The sequence below is a fragment of the Sphingobacterium sp. B29 genome (assembly GCF_001952815.1).
Classification (GTDB): domain Bacteria; phylum Bacteroidota; class Bacteroidia; order Sphingobacteriales; family Sphingobacteriaceae; genus Sphingobacterium; species Sphingobacterium siyangense.
In genome coordinates this window covers 5,819,413-5,836,450 of the sequence record NZ_CP019158.1, presented here as the reverse complement: position 1 = coordinate 5,836,450, position 17,038 = coordinate 5,819,413, and the positions used below count along the sequence as shown (strand labels likewise).

Sequence of the window (17,038 nt, the reverse complement as noted above, 5' to 3'; positions counted from 1 at the left end):
TACTTGATTTTTTCCGATGACTATTGGAGGGTTAACTATCTGTTGAAATACTCATTTTTGGTAAATGCATATAATTTTTTATAGAAAAATGCATGTTTTATTAATTTCGTATGTTCGGTAAAACGTTTCCATTTATTGATGCGATTACGCCAGTTTAATCGCTCTTCGGTATTTAGCAGCTGATCTACCATTTTATAGGCATTCAATTCTGACAAAGCAATCTTTCTTAATTTCTCTCCGTCTTCGGGGTTGTATTTCTCCAGTTCCCTGATCAGTTCTTTTTCTTGATACTGTCGGTTAAGATAACGTCCGGAGCAATTCATCTTCACATATTTTGAAAAATTCTCAGGACGTAAATAGCCATCTCCTTTATTTCCGTTGTACACACGATGATCATATATTAAACTGGGACGTCCGCATGCCATTGCATCATAAATAGATCTGCCGATTCCTACTACTAAATCAAAAAGATTAATCTTTTGCTCAATGCTGACTGCTGGATTACTATTTTTGTTATAAGCCTGAAAGTCTAAACCTTTAGCATCACAGACAGCCTTTAATTTTGCATTGGCCTTATCACTCTGACATAACGACAGTACGCTTTGAAGTGTGCTGTTTATTGGACGTAATGGTTTTTTTTTCTGTACATCAATTCCATTTAAAATAATATCATTTGCATAACCGAGGTTCACTAGATGATCGGATATTTCTTCTGAAATGGCGACATGATAATCTGCAAGGGGAGAGGGTTGTTCTAACTCGGGTACAATACCGTGGCAGATCTGAATGATGGGCGCCTTAGCAAAGAGTTCTTTAACCGAGCTGTTGTGATTAGCAAAGATCAGATCATACCTTTTCTTTTTCATAAAAGGTATGTGTAATTCTTCTTCTATCTTATCTGAAATTAAGCCTTTATCAAAAGTGAAGTATTCTACTTCAACATTAGGCCGTACGTTAAGTGCTTTGATTAAATCATAAGTATACATTTCTGAACCGCCGACTCCGGCTAGATGATTAGTTGCTACTAAGATCTTTTTTGTTTCTCCCATTTCGTTCTATTTTTTTTAAAATCACAACATGCCATTGTGTAATTAGTTATAAAAAAGTTGTGACCGTACTCATCTATCGGAATGGATATTTTCTTATATGATTATAATCAATAACGAGTACAAAGAGGTTTTCATTACATCTGTTTATTTTTAAAAGATGTTAAACTACGTAGTTAATGAATTGAAACCTTATAAATTATAGCTGAATAGGGAAATTGATCGGAATATAATCTTTCTGGTCAAGAACATACTTAATCCAGTTAGAGAAGCTATATTTTCTCTTTATTATAGACGATATTTCTTGCATAGGGGCGTTAAGGAATGTAATGACCTGATCGTAATCTGTTGTAGAATCAATGATCAGTATATTCTCTGGTTGATAGAAATCATATTCTTTAATCGACTTTTGGGTTGTGATCAGCTTTTTTTTGAAGCCAATGGCTTCAAAAACACGAAAAGATAATCCATCATGTAAATAATTAGAAAAATCGACTAAGACGTTGGACCTCTTAACCATATCAATATTCTCTAAATAAGTGATGCCATCATAAATAGTGCTGATGATAGGGCACTTTTCTTTTATTTCTTTTATCAACTTGTCGCTGTGAGTATTAATTATTGCTTTGATTTTTAATTCTTTTCGATCTTTGAATAAATTGAAGAACCGATAAATATCAGCGATTCTTTCTTCAATATAGGTGCCTATGAAAAGTATATCAATGGATGGAATAATTAAACTGCCGTTTTCTTGTTCAGTTAATTGCTGATCCAGATAGAAGTTGGTTAATGGTAAAGTACCGTCAATGGCTAAATCAGCAGGATCAAAAACAAAAAATCGATCAAAAAGCTCCATTCTAGAAAAAATATCTGGATATCGATTTAAACCATCCCACTGATAAGCGACTGTAAGTTCAGTGATACTTTTTACCTGAGAAATAATTGATTTGGGAAAAATATCTGCTCGGATAAAAAGTGCATAATCTGCTCGCTGGATATGTGCAAATTTTTCCTCATATTGTTCATCCAAAAATCTTTTGCGTAATAGATTTTTATACTGATGATCTTTTAAAATAAGTTTTCGAAAAAGGTTTTTGAGCCGTAGGAAATAACTTTTATAATAAAATGCTTTTTCTTCTATATTAATATCCACAACTTCAAATCCTAAAGATTCCAGTTGTCCGCGGATTACTAAATTCAGCCCAAAGTTTTTTGGAGTACCCAGTATAATAATTTTTCTATTATTGTATTCCATTCGTATTTTAAATCGTGATTATCGAGCCAATAGTTTGGAGGATTGCATGATTTCATTCCAAATGTTTAACGTATCTTCTGTTTCTTTTTCTATCGTGTAATGAGCAAAAACAAATTTAGAAGCCAGTCGACCCTTTTCTAACATCTCGTCTTGGTTCACATTAAATTTATCAATAATTTTCTTTACTGATTCGACATAATCGATGATATTTCCTTCATTAACTGCCGTTGTAAATGAAGGGTTAAAATATTCTCTGCCACCTTGACCAATATAACCTATTATATAGCAACCACATGCCATAGCTTCAACAGGCGGTAAACCGAAGCCCTCTCTAAAGTTGAAGCTTAAAAAGATCATACTCTCTTTCATAATAGCGGCAACCTCTGATTCAGTTTTATTGTCAATAGATATGAGAGACCAGTCGTTTGGCAGCTCAGTTAATCGAAGAATATTAATAACCTGCGCAACGTCTCCACCAAGCTTTCTAGGCATGAAGCATATCTGTTTTTTTTTTGTTTGTGCCCAATGAAAAGATATTATGGTCTATTCCTAAGTTCATTTTTAGGGTTTTTATATGCGGAAAAGCATAATTAAAATAATCTTTTGCATCTTCAGAGGCGACAATTGTAGCTAGAGTATCGGTGGAGTTATAAGGTGTATCTTTATAGTCTTCATCTAATCCAAAATGGTCAAAAGTATAATAGCAATTCTGATTAAAAATAACACGCTTATTTAAGGGCATGATCTTATGGATTCTGGGACCATAGATTTCAGGGAATACTAGAATAGCATCTTTTTCAATATGACAGCTAATCAACCGAAGTATTTTTAAAAATATTTTTTTAGTGAATGTGATCTTTTTTTGTCGGTAATCGTATTTTAATCTTTTGAATAACCAAGGATTGTATTTTATGGGAACTTTGGCATGGAACCAACGTTCTACTTTCCCTATTTTACGATGTAGAATTATAGCATGATACCCAGCCTCATTTAGGACTTGTACTTGACGGTACATTTGTTTTACACCACCGCTCGCAGATCTATTGGTTGGACAAATAAAATAAATAGTTGGCGTATTTGGCATTATGATATGATCGTTTGAATCCAGTTTTTTATAAAATACTTTTCCTTGATATTGCTGCTGATTATCCTATAATCGTTCTCTATAAAAGATTTAGGTATATCTATCGTATTTATATCTTTAATGATGTATACGTTGTCCTCATGATATAAATCCGCTTGATCAATATTAGCAGTCGTTATTAATTTTTTTTTCCAAACCGATAGCTTCAAATGGTCTAAATGATAGGCCGCGTTGGTTTGGGTGTGCTAAATCTAGTATTATCTTGCTATCAAGATAGTATTCATAGGCCTTATTAAATGGAACAATTGTATGAATTACTTCCATATTTTTTGGAAGATCTTCCTTAATAGGGTGGGATTTGTAGGTGAATATTTTTGCTTTAGCTTTTATTCCATGTTTTTCAAAATATTTGAACAATTTAATTGCATCAGTGATTCTTTTGTCGTAAGTCATCAGTAATGCAATATCATATTGTAATATTGTTTTACGTAGAGTTGCAAAATAGAAATTTGTAATTGATTTAAAACCAAATTGCTCACAATCGACGGGGTCAAAACTAAATATAGTATCGAAAGAATTAATAAAATTCTTTTGTGAGGGAATTTTATCTATACTATCCCAGAATAAGCATACTGATCGTTTACAGGCTTGCTGAGCAAGACGTAAATCTTCTGTTGTCAATACATCTGGGCGATTAACGATTAATAAATCGATTTCTCCGTGCTGAGTTATAGTTTGTCGGATATATTGTCCTTTTTTGATCTCTTTCAAATTTTTACCCAAAAAAGTTTTGAGGAAAAAATTATAGATACGTTCTCCGAGATTTTTGTATTGGTAGGGGAGTGTTGAATTGACGTCAATTATTTTATAGCCACTGTATTTTTTGAGCCCATCGCTTACCACTTCATTAAATCCGTAATATCCTGGAGCGATAAATAGAATTTTTTTCTTCATTTAATATAGAAGAGTTTTAAGATTAAAAATTTTCTGCAGCCAAGCATCAAGTGTATAGCGCTCATAAATGTCGTTGGATAAAGCTTTATATGGGCTATTTAAGAATGATGTGTCTAAGTTACTTAAATTTTTATCTATATATAGAATATTTTGTGTGGTATATAGATCATAATCAATAATACATGGATTATCTGTTATTATTTTCTTCTCTAGAGCCATCGCTTCAAAAACTCGAAAACTTAAACCTTCTTGTCCTTCACGCATCAAATCTATTATCGCTTTTGACTTTTTGTATTCTTTTAATACGGCTTCATTGTCGATAGGTTTTTTTCGGTATTCTATCAGTGATGCGCCTTTCGGCCTTAATATAAAGTTCCGTAATTTCTCTTTCCATACCTGTTTTCCGACCACAATAATCTTACTTCGTACTTGGAGGGTAGAAAGACGAGCCGCGAGTTTACGCAAAAGCTTGATACGCCGTTTGTCATAGGAAGTGATATAGAATAAGTCGTTTTCAATTTCTTCGGCCTGAATGGGTTGTTCTGAAAGATAATTGTAGTTTGTTATCTTTTCAAAACCATATTTTTTTACATCCTTATCTTCAAATGAATAGATCTTATCAAACAACTCCAACTTTTCTTCCACTGGAAAACGCTCGAGGTTATCATACAGATAGGAAATTAAATATGGTGTATAAGATTTGATCTGTTTGATAGTCTTGTAATCTAAAGTATGTGGATTAAGTACCAATATCTGATCTTGAGGACCTAGTTTTTCCAAGGTATTTAATACGTACTCTTGTCGTTTTATATGTTTGATATTTCTATTTAGAAAAATTTTGCTGACTGCATTGGAAGCCCTTTCACTAAAATTCTTGTATTTATAGGTACCCATATTGATATGTGATGCATCAATACCCTTTTCTTGTAATTTCTTTACAATGTGGTGGTCGTAATTCCAGTAATCAAAGCTTATAATGCAAATCTTCATTTTTTTTCTTCTCTTTTCAATGACTTAAAAGTTTCATGCACACTGAGACTCTGTAAGTAGCAAAGTTGGTATCCTCGTCGCCCATCTAATATTCCTAGTTTCAAAAAGTATGCCTTAAAAAATTTAAAGGACACTTTCGCCAGGTGACTTAAGAGCGAGTACTGCTTATTTTTAGCGTATAGTTCTTTCCCTTTAAGCTGACCATAATGGACCATTTTTTCTTTGTAACTCGCGTAGTCTGCAAAGGAATAGTGCCATATCTTGTTTTTTAAGCTACCAATTGTACCATTAACCAGTAATGTCTCATGCACTTTCTTTTTCGTGTCGTATGTTGCTTTACTTTTTTTGAACAAACGGAAGTTCTTATCGTTTTGCGTTCCCGAAAAATTAATGCGTTCACCACAAAAGAAAAATAAACGATACATGTAATAAGCGTCTTTTGCTTGCGGATCGTTTATTGTCGATAGTATTTCCGTTTGGCATGCTGAAGTCAAACGCTCGTCGGCATCCAAAAAAAGTATCCAATCGTTATTCGCATATGCCAGAGCCAAATTGCGCTGTTTAGTGAAATCCTCAAATTTGTTTTGATAAATTTTCACTTTGGGGTGCAGACCGGCTAACTCAACCGTTCGATCAGTACTGAATGAATCCAAAACAATAATCTCATCTGCAAAATCCATGCTTTTGAGGACTTCTACTATATTATCCTCTTCATTGTATGTAATGATTAAAGCGCTTAATTTTTGACTCAAGGTATACGATATAATTGAAAAATTGGACCTTACTTTATTGTAACGTGAAAGTTCGCTAATTCGTTACAAACAAATTGAAAAAATGACATTTAATGTTTTCACAATGTAGATCACCACAGTGGACTTTATTGCATTGTGACAAATATATTACATATTTTTTGTAATAAAATATAAAAAATATGAAATGTTTGTGAAGTACAAGTTTATTCTCAGTTAGCGAATATTTGATTAACTAAATATAAGAAAATACGTGTTTGTAAGGGATATATCGTTATTTTTGTATGTTTTATAGTTTTGAATCTATTTTTACAATACTGTATAAGCTATTTATTACCATAATTTAATTTTTAATCCAAGTGGCGATTCCAAAAGTTATTTATCAGACTTTTAAAACCAATAAGATACCCTTGTTGACGAAGTTTTATATTTGGCGATTTCTAAAACGAAATAAGGGCTATAGCAGACGGTTTTTTGATGATGGGCAAATCGATACGCTCATCAGGGAAAATTTTGACCAACGTACGTATAAGGCCTTTGCCCGTTTACAGATCGGAGCTGCCAAAGCGGATTTTTTTAGGTATGCGGTTTTATATGTTTATGGCGGTATCTATTTAGATTTAGATAGCGATATTATTGGCGTTTTGGATGAAGTGATTAAACCTGAGGATACGGCGGTTATTACGCATGAGAAGAATAGAAGTCTTTATGCACAATGGGCATTGATCTACGATAAAGGGCATCCATTCCTGAAAAAAACAATTGAGTTGATCGTCCGTAATATCGAGGAAAATAGATATCCACATGATGTCCATCAGATGACAGGACCAACGGTATATACCGAAGCTATAAATCGGGTTTTAGAAGATGATCCTCAGGTTGCCTATCGACGGATAACAGACGATTATCAGGGACTTTTGAAATTCAAGTATAAGCTAAGTAAAATTCTGATTTACGGCGATCGCTCGTTACATTGGAAAAAAATGCAGCTTCGTGTACCTGTCGTCAAACCTAAGGACGATTAGATAACGACAGCTCTTATTTCTTATATATGGTATGAAGTTGAATTTCAAGAAAATCTTTTTAAAAAATAAGAATGTTAAATTCTTTTATTATTTGAGGGTATTTGGACGACAGCTGAGACCAAAGTTTCTGCTGCGGAAAAAGGCCTCGGTGTTGCTGAACAGAGATTTGGCCCAGCAGTCTGAATGGGTTCGGTTTCGGATAAACTATTATAATAAACTATCTCGGCAGCGGTCTTTGTCAATCGATGCAATTCCGATCAAAGATTATAAGATGCCCAAGAAGATTCGTGTTTATTATTTTGATAGTAAACAATTTCTTGATTATTTTAATCAAAAACTGAAATTTCAGATCCTTCCAGGTGATATTATTGCTATTCCGGATAAACCTGCCTTAGTGAAAAGTAGGCCAATCGCAGGTGACAATGCCAACTCGGTATTATTTAACCTAGATAAGAGTAGGCACTTTAATTTTATTACTGACCATATACCTTTTCGGGAGAAAAAAAATAAGCTTGTTGGAAGGAGTGAATTTGCACAGATCCATCGGGAACTTTTCTTTCAGAAATACCACAAACATCCCTTATGTGATTTAAGAAGAGCATTTAGGTCTTCTGATCACGATTACCTTTCTATCACTGGACATTTAGCTTATAAATTTATTCTTGCCCTGGAAGGAAATGACGTCGCTACCAACTTAAAATGGATCATGTCTTCAAATTCCATCGCTGTCATGCCGATGCCAACGTATGAAACCTGGTTTATGGAAGGAACCTTATTACCGGACTATCATTTTATCTGTATTAAAAACGATTATTCGGACCTGGAAGAAAAATTACAGTTTTATATAGATCATCCGGACGAGGCTGAAACAATTGTTAAACAGGCCAATGCCTATGTGAAATTATTTATGGATCGGGCACAAGAAGAGTTGGTTTCTCTTCATGTATTGAAGAAGTATTTTATTTCAACGGGCCAGTCGGTCGATTTATAAGCTGGCATAAATAGAAGCCATCTGTTTGGCAACACGGTCATCATTAAACTTCTGCGCAAATTCCAATCCTTTCTCGATCATTTCATGGCGCTTGGATGAATCGACAAGCAGCGTCGCTATAACATGCTTTATCTCTGAAATATTTGTAGGGTCAATATAGCAAGATGCCGGTCCCCCCGCTTCTGGGAAGACGCCCATATTGCTGGTGATAACAGGAGTGCCTGAGTAAAGCGCCTCTATAATAGGAATTCCAAAGCCTTCATAAATTGAGGGATAAATGAAAATCGTTGCCGATGCATAAAGAACGGCCAATTCTTCCATTGCTAATCCTTGGAAAAAGAATATCCTGTTTTCCATGTTGTTTTGTTGCATATAGGCCATGATCTCTTGATAGTAACGTGTTGGTTTACCTACGATAACAAGGGGGATATCAAGGTCTTTTATGGCCTTCACTACTGGTAAAATATTTTTACGCGGTTCAATAGTTCCAACATTCAATAAGAAATCCTGTGGTAATTTTAACTTCTCTCGAAGATTTGCTTTCTGCTCTTCAGTTTTGATAGTTTTAAATGCTTCATGGCAACCTTGGTAAACAACATCGATTTTTTCTTCGGGTATATGAAAAAGGTCGACAATATCGTTTTTAGTACATTCGCTTATGGCAACGATACGATCAGATGCCTCGCAGGCATGCTTGAATTTCTTCTTATAAATCCAACGATCAATTGGATGATAAAGTTCAGGGTGTCTCAAAAAAATTAAATCATGAATGGTAACGATAGATTTAATATGTGCCTTTGCTAAACCTAATGGAATTTCTCCAGACAGTCCATGGTAAATATCAACTTTATCCTTTTTCAAATCATGAACAATACGTTGATTACGCCAGATATTAGGCCAAGTAGTGTTGATAAAACCCTGTGGCAACCGGATATTTTTTTGAGATGCTGGTTGATTGATATATTGATCACCGGTTTTTGGTGTATATTTTAGATACTCATTTTCGGGAGCATACTTTTCGAGCATACGAATTAAGTCCCGACTATAATTTCCCAGACCTGTTTTGTTTAGGAAATAGCGTTTTGCATCGAATCCTATTTTCATCCTATTGCTCTTATTTTTTCGATCACCATTTCCGGTGTAATTAAATCAATTGCTTCTATCCCATCACAATCACAGGGCTTGTTGCCATAGACTGAACTTGGTCTATTGGGGTGCTCAACTTGGATGCAGTCTGTTAGCTGTTGCCCATAACCTGTGAATCCAGCATAAGGATGCGTTGCTCCCCACAAAGAAAGACACCTTACGCCCATTAACGATGCCATATGAAGTCCGGAAGAGTCCATACTGATCATGAGATCTAGGTTCGAAATCAAATCCAGTTCCTCCCGCAGCGAAAATTTGCCTATGGTATTATAGGTGTTGGGAAATCGCTCGGTCCAGTTTTGGGCAATTTGGAACTCTTGTTCGCCACCGCCGAACAACAAAACATCATAGCCATTGTGCGTGAGTTCGTCTATCACCTTTTCCATTTTGGTTTGAGGAAAAATCTTATAACGATGTTGTGCAAATGGGGCAATACCAATTTTCTTTCGATTGAAGTTTGCAAACATACTAAAAGCAGCTTTGGGTACATCTTGCAAATTAGAAACCAATTTTTTGCTGAGCTCAAATTTGAACCCTAATGCACGAAATACGTCTGCATAGCGCTCCACCGTTGGCTTTAAAGGAACCTTAATTTTGTTATTTTCTCGGCTTAAAGCTTTTTTTTCTTCCCGCCCTTTGTCAAGCTGCTTTACTTTTACGCCCGATAAGGAAAATAATAGATCAATTATACGCGAACGCAAATTGAAATGTAAGTCGGCAATAGTATCTGTGCCGTACTGTGCTAGCTCTTTCTTTAGCCTGACCAAACCAAATAAACCTTTATGAATTGTTTTGGGCTCAATGGCGTGAAACCGTATGTTTTTTATTCCATCAAAAAATGGGGCAAAGAATTGCCTGCTGACCATAATAATTTCTACATCAGGGTACTGAATGCAGAATTCTTTCAACACTGAGGCAACCATGGCAACATCGCCCATAGCTGAAAATCGGGTTACTATGATCCGTTGCGGTAAGGACATGTTTTATTTTCCTGAAGAATATAGGACAGGGTTCAATGAAGGGTCGTTATACATTTTCATCTGTTTATAAACCTTCATGTATTTATCGCCAGATGCGATTGCGGTCATCAATTCATCAATACTTTGGGACAAATCTTTCCTTTGTTCCAATAAAACGTTCAGTTTTTCTTGGCAGGAAATGATATGTGCTTCGGAAGCATCCGTGCGCAATGTTTCCTGCTCCATATGGTAGATTTTTAAAGCCAGAATGGAAAGCCTATCAATAGCCCATGCCGGACTTTCAGTATTGATTGTTGCGGTAGGACTCGCCTGTATATCTTGAAATTTTTGTAGAAAATAACTATCAATATACTCTACGGTATCTGTGCGGTACTGATTGGATTCATCAATACGTCTTTTCCAGTATAAGCCTTCTTGGGGTTCAATCGAGGGATTACGTACCACATCTTCCATATGCCATTGCACGGTGTCAATCCAGCATTTTAAATAGAGGAGATGTTCCAGGGATTGTTTGTCATACGGATTTTGGATTGGATGATCAATCTGATCGTAGACGTGGTAATCCTGGATAGCACGCTGAAAAATTGGATTTGCTATTGCACTAATCATGGTACAAACTTAGATAAATTGCTTTTTATATGCAATTTAATTGCGCTTTACATAAAAAACAATTTATCGGTCTCTCCTCAACCATTGATAATACTTTTATTGAGGAAATATAAAATATATTATGGAGTTATTCTTACTATTCAACGCAGACATTAAGGGAATGAATTGGACGATAGACTTATTTAAAATGAAAGAAGTTTCCTGTTTTCTAGAATGCCGAAAGTAATACATCGGGAAAGATACCTAAGATCAATACGGCTACGGTACATAAGATTCCAATACACAAGAGTACCATATTGAACTTCACTGCTGGAGATCCCGTATTTTCTCTTAAAAATGCATTCAGTGGTATTTTAAAATAATAAAATAGAGAAATGACAGATGTCAATGCACCAACTAGGAGCAATGCCAATAAACCAAAGGATTGGAAGTTTTGATATTGTTCGAACACTTTGGAAAAGACCAAAAGTTTTCCAACAAAACCTGCAGTAGGGGGTAGCCCCACCAAAGCGATTAAAACAATTGAAAAGGAGGTGAACAGCAGTGGGTACTGCTTTCCTAAGCCGCGATACGATTCAATTGTAGTATTTCCTAAACTAGCTTCCAAGGCATCAATGAAGATAAACACAGCGATATTCATCAGGGCGTATATGGAAAGGTAAAATAAGAGCACATTTGACTCATTATTTTGATAAACCAATACAGCCATAAGAAGTATCCCCGTATGCCCTATAGAAGAATAGGCCATCATCCTTTTGGCATCCTGTTGGCGCAAAGCGGCTAAATTACCAATTAGCATAGTTGCAATGGCGATCGCAATAATCACATAAGTCAAGAAATCACTAAAATAAAAGGACACGTTAAGCCAGGCTGAAAGTATCTTGGATAATAGCACAACAACAGCAATTTTGGGTACTGTAGCGAGATAGGTTGTAATAACTGTTGGGGCGCCTTGGTAAACATCCGGACTCCAGACATGAAACGGGAAAAAACTCAGTTTGAAACCAATACCTGTCAGTAAAAATAGTAAAGCAATGCTGATCATGATCTGGGGTGCTTCCATCAAGCCAGCAATGTGACTTGGAGCGTCAAAATTCAGGTTTCCCGTGAAACCGTATAGTAAAGACAAACCATAGAGCATAACCGCAGCACAGATGGATCCGAACAGTACATATTTTAAAGCAGCTTCCGATTGAACTTTTGTTGAAGAGAAATAGCCAACCATAATATAGGAGCTGATCGAAACTGTCTCCACTGCAATAAAGATCATCAACCAGTTACTCGACATAGTCAGCAGGTTCAAGCCAAGGGTTGCCGTAAGCAACACGGCGTAAAGATCCCCTAAAGGACGTTCTTGATGACGTTGTTGAATGAAAACAGCGATCAGGATTGTTGACAGCAGTATAATCAATCGCGCCGAAGTAGCGAAAGCATCAACCTGGATCATATCAAAAAAGCCAGCCATCTCTACCTTACTGAGTCCCTGGCCCACAAGGTAACAGCCACTGAGCAATAGTCCAATGAGGGTGATGACAAAAGAGGTATGCTTCCAGTGTTTGTCAATAAAAAGACTAGCTAGAATAGTACCAATAAAAGTGACGATCAATGTCAGTTCAGGCTTAAAATAAGGAACGCTTACGATAATCTGATCGATGAAAGAACTGATATATGGACTGAATGCGAGCATGCGAATTAAATAAATTGTTGGATAAAACTCACGAGATTCAGAACACTAGCGTTTAGGTTGTTAAATACTAATGCCGGCATAACTCCAAGTAATAAGGCGAGCGCTAGGGTAGGAAATAAGATGATCTGCTCGCGTGAATTTAGGTCTGTAAGTGCATTACTCCAAGATTCACCACCTTTTAAGCGAATTTGTCCAAAGAACATACGTTGCAGTGTCCAAAGTAGATAGGCTGCACTTAATAGGATACCTATGGAACCCCCAAGTGCCATCCAGCGCGGTAACCCGGTTCCTATGCTCGCTGCATTGAAGGAACCGATAATGACAAAGGCTTCACCAATAAAGGCTGAAAAGCCGGGCAGGCCCAGGGATGCAAAAAATGCGACAGCGACGTAACCTGTGTATTTAGGCATAATTTGAGCTAGGCCACGGAAACTATAGATATTTCTGTCATGTACTCGGTCATAGACCACGCCAACAAGGAAAAAGAGTGCCGCTGATAAGAATCCATGGGAAATCATCTGAAACATGGCGCCAGAAATACCTTCGGCAGTCAGTGATGCAATACCAAGCAGCACAAAACCCATATGAGAGACCGATGAATAAGCAATCATTCGTTTCAGGTCTTTTTGTGATAAGGCATTCAAGGCTCCATAAATAATGGATACAACGCCGATTAATCCAAGCCACCAATTGGATAAGGCTGCCATATCGGGAAAGATGCTATAACAGATACGGATGATACCGTAACCACCAATTTTCAGGAGGATACCGGCAAGAATAATAGATACGGGTGTCGGCGCTTCAACGTGCGCATCCGGTAGCCAAGTATGTAGGGGAACAATGGGTACTTTAATGGCAAAGGCAAAGAAAAGCACAATGAAACCGATCAGTCGAGCCGAAACACCCAAAATTTCCTGGTAACCCTCCCAGCCGAAAATAGAACCCTCAAGATAATTCTGTGGATTCATCATATAGATCATGTTGAAGGTATGTGCTCCAGTCAAAGGGTTGATTACTGAAAAATACAATCCTACGATAATCAACAACATAAATACAGACCCGAATAGGGTATATAGAAAGAATTTTATAGCCGCGTATTCGCGTCTTGCACCACCCCAGATACCGATCAAGAAGTAGAGAGGCAGTAACATGACTTCATAAAACAAATAAAATAGGAAGAAATCCAATGCACAGAAAATCCCCATAACGGCCATATTAAGTACCATGAGTAAGGCAAAGTATCCCTTCGGACTTTTCTGGATATTCCAAGAGGCGCCTATAGCCATCAGCATAACAAAAGCACTCAGCAATAACAAGGGCATGGAGATCCCATCAATACCAATAAGATAATCGATCTCTAATTTACCTATTGATCCTAAATCTAATCGGATCCAGGAAAGCTGTTCAACAAATTGATAGCCTGCCAGATCTTGGACTCCTGTTTTGCTTGCATCAAATTGTGCATAACATATTCCGGCCAGTACAAATTGTATTGCTGTGAATGCTAAAGCAATATATTTGTAACTCGATTTATATCGTGTTGGTAGGGCGAGAATGAGCGCCGTAGCCAATAGCGGTAAAAATATCAATAAGGATAAAATAGGCATTTCCTAAAAGAATATAAGATAAATTAAACCAAGTAAAACTATTAAAAAGACGGAATACAATGTTGTCTGTAGTTTTCCATTTTGGACCAGGCGGACTTGATTACCAGTCCAATAAGCCACAGAAGCAACCGTATTAACAAAACCATCTACAATATATTTGTCTATCCAAACACTTAGCTGAGAAAGGGATAAGACGATAAACTGAATCAAAGAAACGAAAGCGTCAACGATATGACGGTCAAACCAATAACAGAACTGTGCTAATTTTAATGTGCCACTAACAAAGACTGCTTGGTAAAACTCATTGATATACCCCTGGTTGAAAGCGGCTTTTAATGCCTGGCTATCGGGGTTCAACGGGTATTTATTTTGTACATACCATTTCCAGCCAATGATCCAGCCAATAGCAGAACCAAGAAGCAGTATTGCTGGGATAATAAGGTGCGCACTATGGCTTGGTGCAAAAGTATATTCATCCAATAATAGGCCGTCCATCAACCAGGAATCGTGATACGAAAACGGATTGAAAGAAAACAGTGGAAATAAGCAGAACAGTCCCAAAACAAACATGGGGATCAACATGGTCTTTGGTGCTTCATGTAGCGGTTGATCATGTAGTTTGCCCTGAAGCTGTTTCAACAGTCTGAACTCCCCAAAAAAGGCTTTGAATAGCAAACGACCGATGTAGAAAGCCGTTAAAATACTCACCAGAATCAAACTTATGGGGATGATAAGGTATAAGTTACCTTTTGAAATAGCCCATTCAAAGGAAGAGATAACAATACTATCTTTGGATAGATAACCTGAAGTCAAAGGGAATCCTGCAAGTGCTAGCGAAGCTATGCTCATCAGCACGAAGGTCTTTGGCATATATTGACGTAGCCCGCCCATATTCCGTAAATCCTGCGGGTCAAAGTCCAGGTGGCTATGTTCTTTAAGATGCGCCATTTCATGAATGACAGCTCCGGCAGAAAGAAACAACAGACACTTAAAGAAAGCATGAGTTGTCAGATGAAATAAAGCAGCATCCCATGTTCCAATACCAATGCCAACCATCATAAAACCAAGCTGCGATATGGTCGAAAAGGCAAGAATACGTTTGATGTCGTATTGGCCAAGCGCGAAGTAAGCGGCCAAAGCAGCGGTTATTGTACCAATGATGGCAATAAATAATAAGGCAGATTCATTAAATAATGGAAATACGGTAGCCAGCAGGAATACACCAGCAGCAACCATTGTCGCGGCGTGAATCAACGAGGATACGGATGTAGGACCTTCCATGGCATCAGGAAGCCATACATGTAATGGAAATTGTGCAGATTTAGCCATAGCTGCCAAGAAGAAGGCTAAGCCTGCAATGGTAAGCCAAATCTGAGGTAAGCTATTGACTGGAGATATCCATAATCCTTGGGCGATTGTGGATTGATAAATTAAGCCATTATCCCCAAATAGATCGATTAAATTGAGGGTTTTGAACTGTGTAAATAGGATCGCAAGCCCGATTAGAAAACCGAGGTCGCCGATGCGATTGACCAAAAATGCCTTTTTATTGGCTTGTACAGCTGTTTCACGTGTGAACCAGAAGCCGATGAGGAGATACGATGCAAAACCGACCAATTCCCAAAAAACATACATCAACAGGAGGCTATCCATAATGACCAATCCCAACATCGCAAAACAGAATAAGCTGAGATACATCCAATAGCGGTGAATACCTGTATCGCCATGCATATAGGCTCTGGAGTATATATGTACGGGTAAGGCAACAGTCGGTACCAAAAAAAGCATCAAAGTGCTCAGATTGTTCAGCAGGATACCAACTTTAAATGACGTTTCACCGATGGTGAACCAATTTACCTGAATTGATACAGCCGGATTATTCCATATGGAGAACCAGGTTAAGCCGCCAGCGATAAAGCTGAGGATGATGGCCGTGAGAGAAACAAGGCCGGACTGGTCGCGTTTACCTACTATTGCTTGATATATGAATGCCGCTAATGGTGCTACCAAAGTAAGCAGCGCGGTCAGAAGGGGCGATATGTGAACAAATTGATCCAATGCTTACTTGTCTTTTAATTGGTTTATCTCATCCGGATTAATGGTTTTGTAATGTCTATAAACATTTAATACGATAGCCAATCCAACAGCGACTGCGGCCGCAGCAAGAACGATGGCAAATAATGCAAAAATTTGCCCACCATAACTCAATTTATCATATTTTCCAAAAGCAACAAAGTTCAGGATAGCGGCATTGATCATCAACTCAATACCGACCAAAATCATAATTGCATTTTTCTTGGAAAGAACGGTATAAAGACCAATGCAAAAGATGCAGGCACTGACAACTAAAAAATGCGTCAGCGTAATCATATTGTACGCTCCTTTCTGGATAAATGTGAGGCACCTATCAAGGCCATCATCAAAAACACGGATATGATTTCAAATGGCAATACATAAAAAGTCATAAAACGTAATCCGATCTGATGAATATTATTGTCTGTTGCGAGGATTTCGGTATTATTTTCCTTGGCATTTAAGATCCACCATGCTGGAGAAGCTTGTTGCCACTCGACGATGCCATAAAGCATCAGTAACAGGAAACCAAGCACGATTGGAATAGTCTGCCATTTGGGTAGGCTTAAGAATGAACCGCTACTATCTTGGAGATCTTTTAAAAGCTCTTTATTGGAAAGCATAAAGGCAAATAACATCAATATGAGCACGCCGCCAACATACACCATAATTTGTGTAATGGCCACAAAATCGGCTAAAGCAAATAGGTAAAGTCCTGCCATTGCAAATAGCACAATAAAAAACAGGAATAAAGCACGTGCAATATTTTTAAGATTGACGAGCAAAAGTGCTGAACCGATTGCTAGGGTAGCAAAGGCGTAGAATAAAATACTTTCCATCTT

At 37.2% G+C, this 17,038-nt stretch carries 17 protein-coding genes; 2 read left to right on the top strand and 15 right to left on the bottom strand.

From position 1 onward, the window contains the following. Positions 1-35 precede the first annotated feature (35 nt). From BV902_RS25110 to BV902_RS25085, 7 genes are all read right to left on the bottom strand, one after another. Positions 36-1,049: a hypothetical protein gene (locus BV902_RS25110; protein WP_075994244.1), complete on the bottom strand. Its 1,014-nt coding sequence runs from the start codon at positions 1,047-1,049 to the stop codon at positions 36-38. 196 nt (positions 1,050-1,245) lie between these two features. Beyond that, positions 1,246-2,301, bottom strand: a complete 1,056-nt coding sequence (locus tag BV902_RS25105; protein ID WP_075994243.1) for a hypothetical protein — start codon at positions 2,299-2,301, stop codon at positions 1,246-1,248. Positions 2,302-2,319: 18 nt separating this feature from the next. Then, a complete protein-coding gene (locus BV902_RS27895; protein WP_216640413.1) occupies positions 2,320-2,793 on the bottom strand; it encodes a glycosyltransferase in 474 nt (157 codons plus the stop codon). Further along, a complete protein-coding gene (locus tag BV902_RS27890) occupies positions 2,786-3,385 on the bottom strand; it encodes a hypothetical protein (protein ID WP_216640412.1) in 600 nt (199 codons plus the stop codon). The genes BV902_RS27895 and BV902_RS27890 overlap by 8 nt, the downstream gene beginning before the upstream one ends. Positions 3,386-3,550: 165 nt before the next feature. Next, positions 3,551-4,339 carry a hypothetical protein gene (locus tag BV902_RS25095; RefSeq protein ID WP_216640411.1) on the bottom strand — a complete coding sequence of 263 codons (789 nt, stop codon included), beginning with the start codon at positions 4,337-4,339 and terminating at the stop codon, positions 3,551-3,553. Then, positions 4,340-5,329, bottom strand: coding sequence for a hypothetical protein (locus BV902_RS25090; protein WP_075994242.1), 990 nt, complete (start codon positions 5,327-5,329; stop codon positions 4,340-4,342). Beyond that, on the bottom strand, positions 5,326-6,081 hold the full coding sequence (locus BV902_RS25085) for a glycosyltransferase family 2 protein (protein ID WP_216640410.1): 756 nt from the start codon (positions 6,079-6,081) through the stop codon (positions 5,326-5,328). The genes BV902_RS25090 and BV902_RS25085 overlap by 4 nt, the downstream gene beginning before the upstream one ends. Before the next feature lie 356 nt (positions 6,082-6,437). Here BV902_RS25085 and BV902_RS25080 point away from each other — a divergent pair, with 356 nt between their 5' ends. Next, positions 6,438-7,103, top strand: a complete 666-nt coding sequence (locus BV902_RS25080) for a glycosyltransferase family 32 protein (protein WP_075994240.1) — start codon at positions 6,438-6,440, stop codon at positions 7,101-7,103. A gap of 31 nt (positions 7,104-7,134) precedes the next feature. After that, positions 7,135-8,094, top strand: a complete 960-nt coding sequence (locus BV902_RS25075) for a glycosyl transferase family 90 (protein WP_075994239.1) — start codon at positions 7,135-7,137, stop codon at positions 8,092-8,094. On the opposite strand, the gene BV902_RS25070 is transcribed toward BV902_RS25075, so the two are convergent. From BV902_RS25070 to BV902_RS25035, 8 genes are all read right to left on the bottom strand, one after another. Next, positions 8,089-9,198, bottom strand: coding sequence for a glycosyltransferase family 4 protein (locus BV902_RS25070; protein ID WP_075994238.1), 1,110 nt, complete (start codon positions 9,196-9,198; stop codon positions 8,089-8,091). The two genes, BV902_RS25075 and BV902_RS25070, sit on opposite strands and share 6 nt — an antisense overlap. Beyond that, positions 9,195-10,220, bottom strand: a complete 1,026-nt coding sequence (locus BV902_RS25065; RefSeq protein WP_075994237.1) for a glycosyltransferase family 9 protein — start codon at positions 10,218-10,220, stop codon at positions 9,195-9,197. The genes BV902_RS25070 and BV902_RS25065 overlap by 4 nt, the downstream gene beginning before the upstream one ends. A gap of 3 nt (positions 10,221-10,223) precedes the next feature. Beyond that, positions 10,224-10,829, bottom strand: coding sequence for a DUF4254 domain-containing protein (locus BV902_RS25060; RefSeq protein WP_075994236.1), 606 nt, complete (start codon positions 10,827-10,829; stop codon positions 10,224-10,226). Positions 10,830-11,037: 208 nt separating this feature from the next. After that, positions 11,038-12,516, bottom strand: a complete 1,479-nt coding sequence (locus BV902_RS25055; RefSeq protein WP_075994235.1) for an NADH-quinone oxidoreductase subunit N — start codon at positions 12,514-12,516, stop codon at positions 11,038-11,040. Positions 12,517-12,521: 5 nt separating this feature from the next. Continuing rightward, the gene (locus BV902_RS25050) at positions 12,522-14,123 is read right to left on the bottom strand and encodes a complex I subunit 4 family protein (RefSeq protein ID WP_075994234.1); all 1,602 of its coding nucleotides are present in this window, start codon (positions 14,121-14,123) and stop codon (positions 12,522-12,524) included. A 3-nt stretch (positions 14,124-14,126) separates the two neighbouring features. Further along, positions 14,127-16,181 carry an NADH-quinone oxidoreductase subunit 5 family protein gene (locus BV902_RS25045; protein ID WP_075994233.1) on the bottom strand — a complete coding sequence of 685 codons (2,055 nt, stop codon included), beginning with the start codon at positions 16,179-16,181 and terminating at the stop codon, positions 14,127-14,129. A 3-nt stretch (positions 16,182-16,184) separates the two neighbouring features. Continuing rightward, complete coding sequence (nuoK, locus tag BV902_RS25040) at positions 16,185-16,493, bottom strand: NADH-quinone oxidoreductase subunit NuoK (RefSeq protein ID WP_075994232.1); 309 nt, start codon at positions 16,491-16,493, stop codon at positions 16,185-16,187. Further along, entirely contained in the window at positions 16,490-17,035 is a 546-nt protein-coding gene (locus BV902_RS25035) for an NADH-quinone oxidoreductase subunit J family protein (protein ID WP_075994231.1), read from the bottom strand. Before BV902_RS25035 ends, nuoK begins: the two co-directional genes overlap by 4 nt. Positions 17,036-17,038 lie beyond the last annotated feature (3 nt).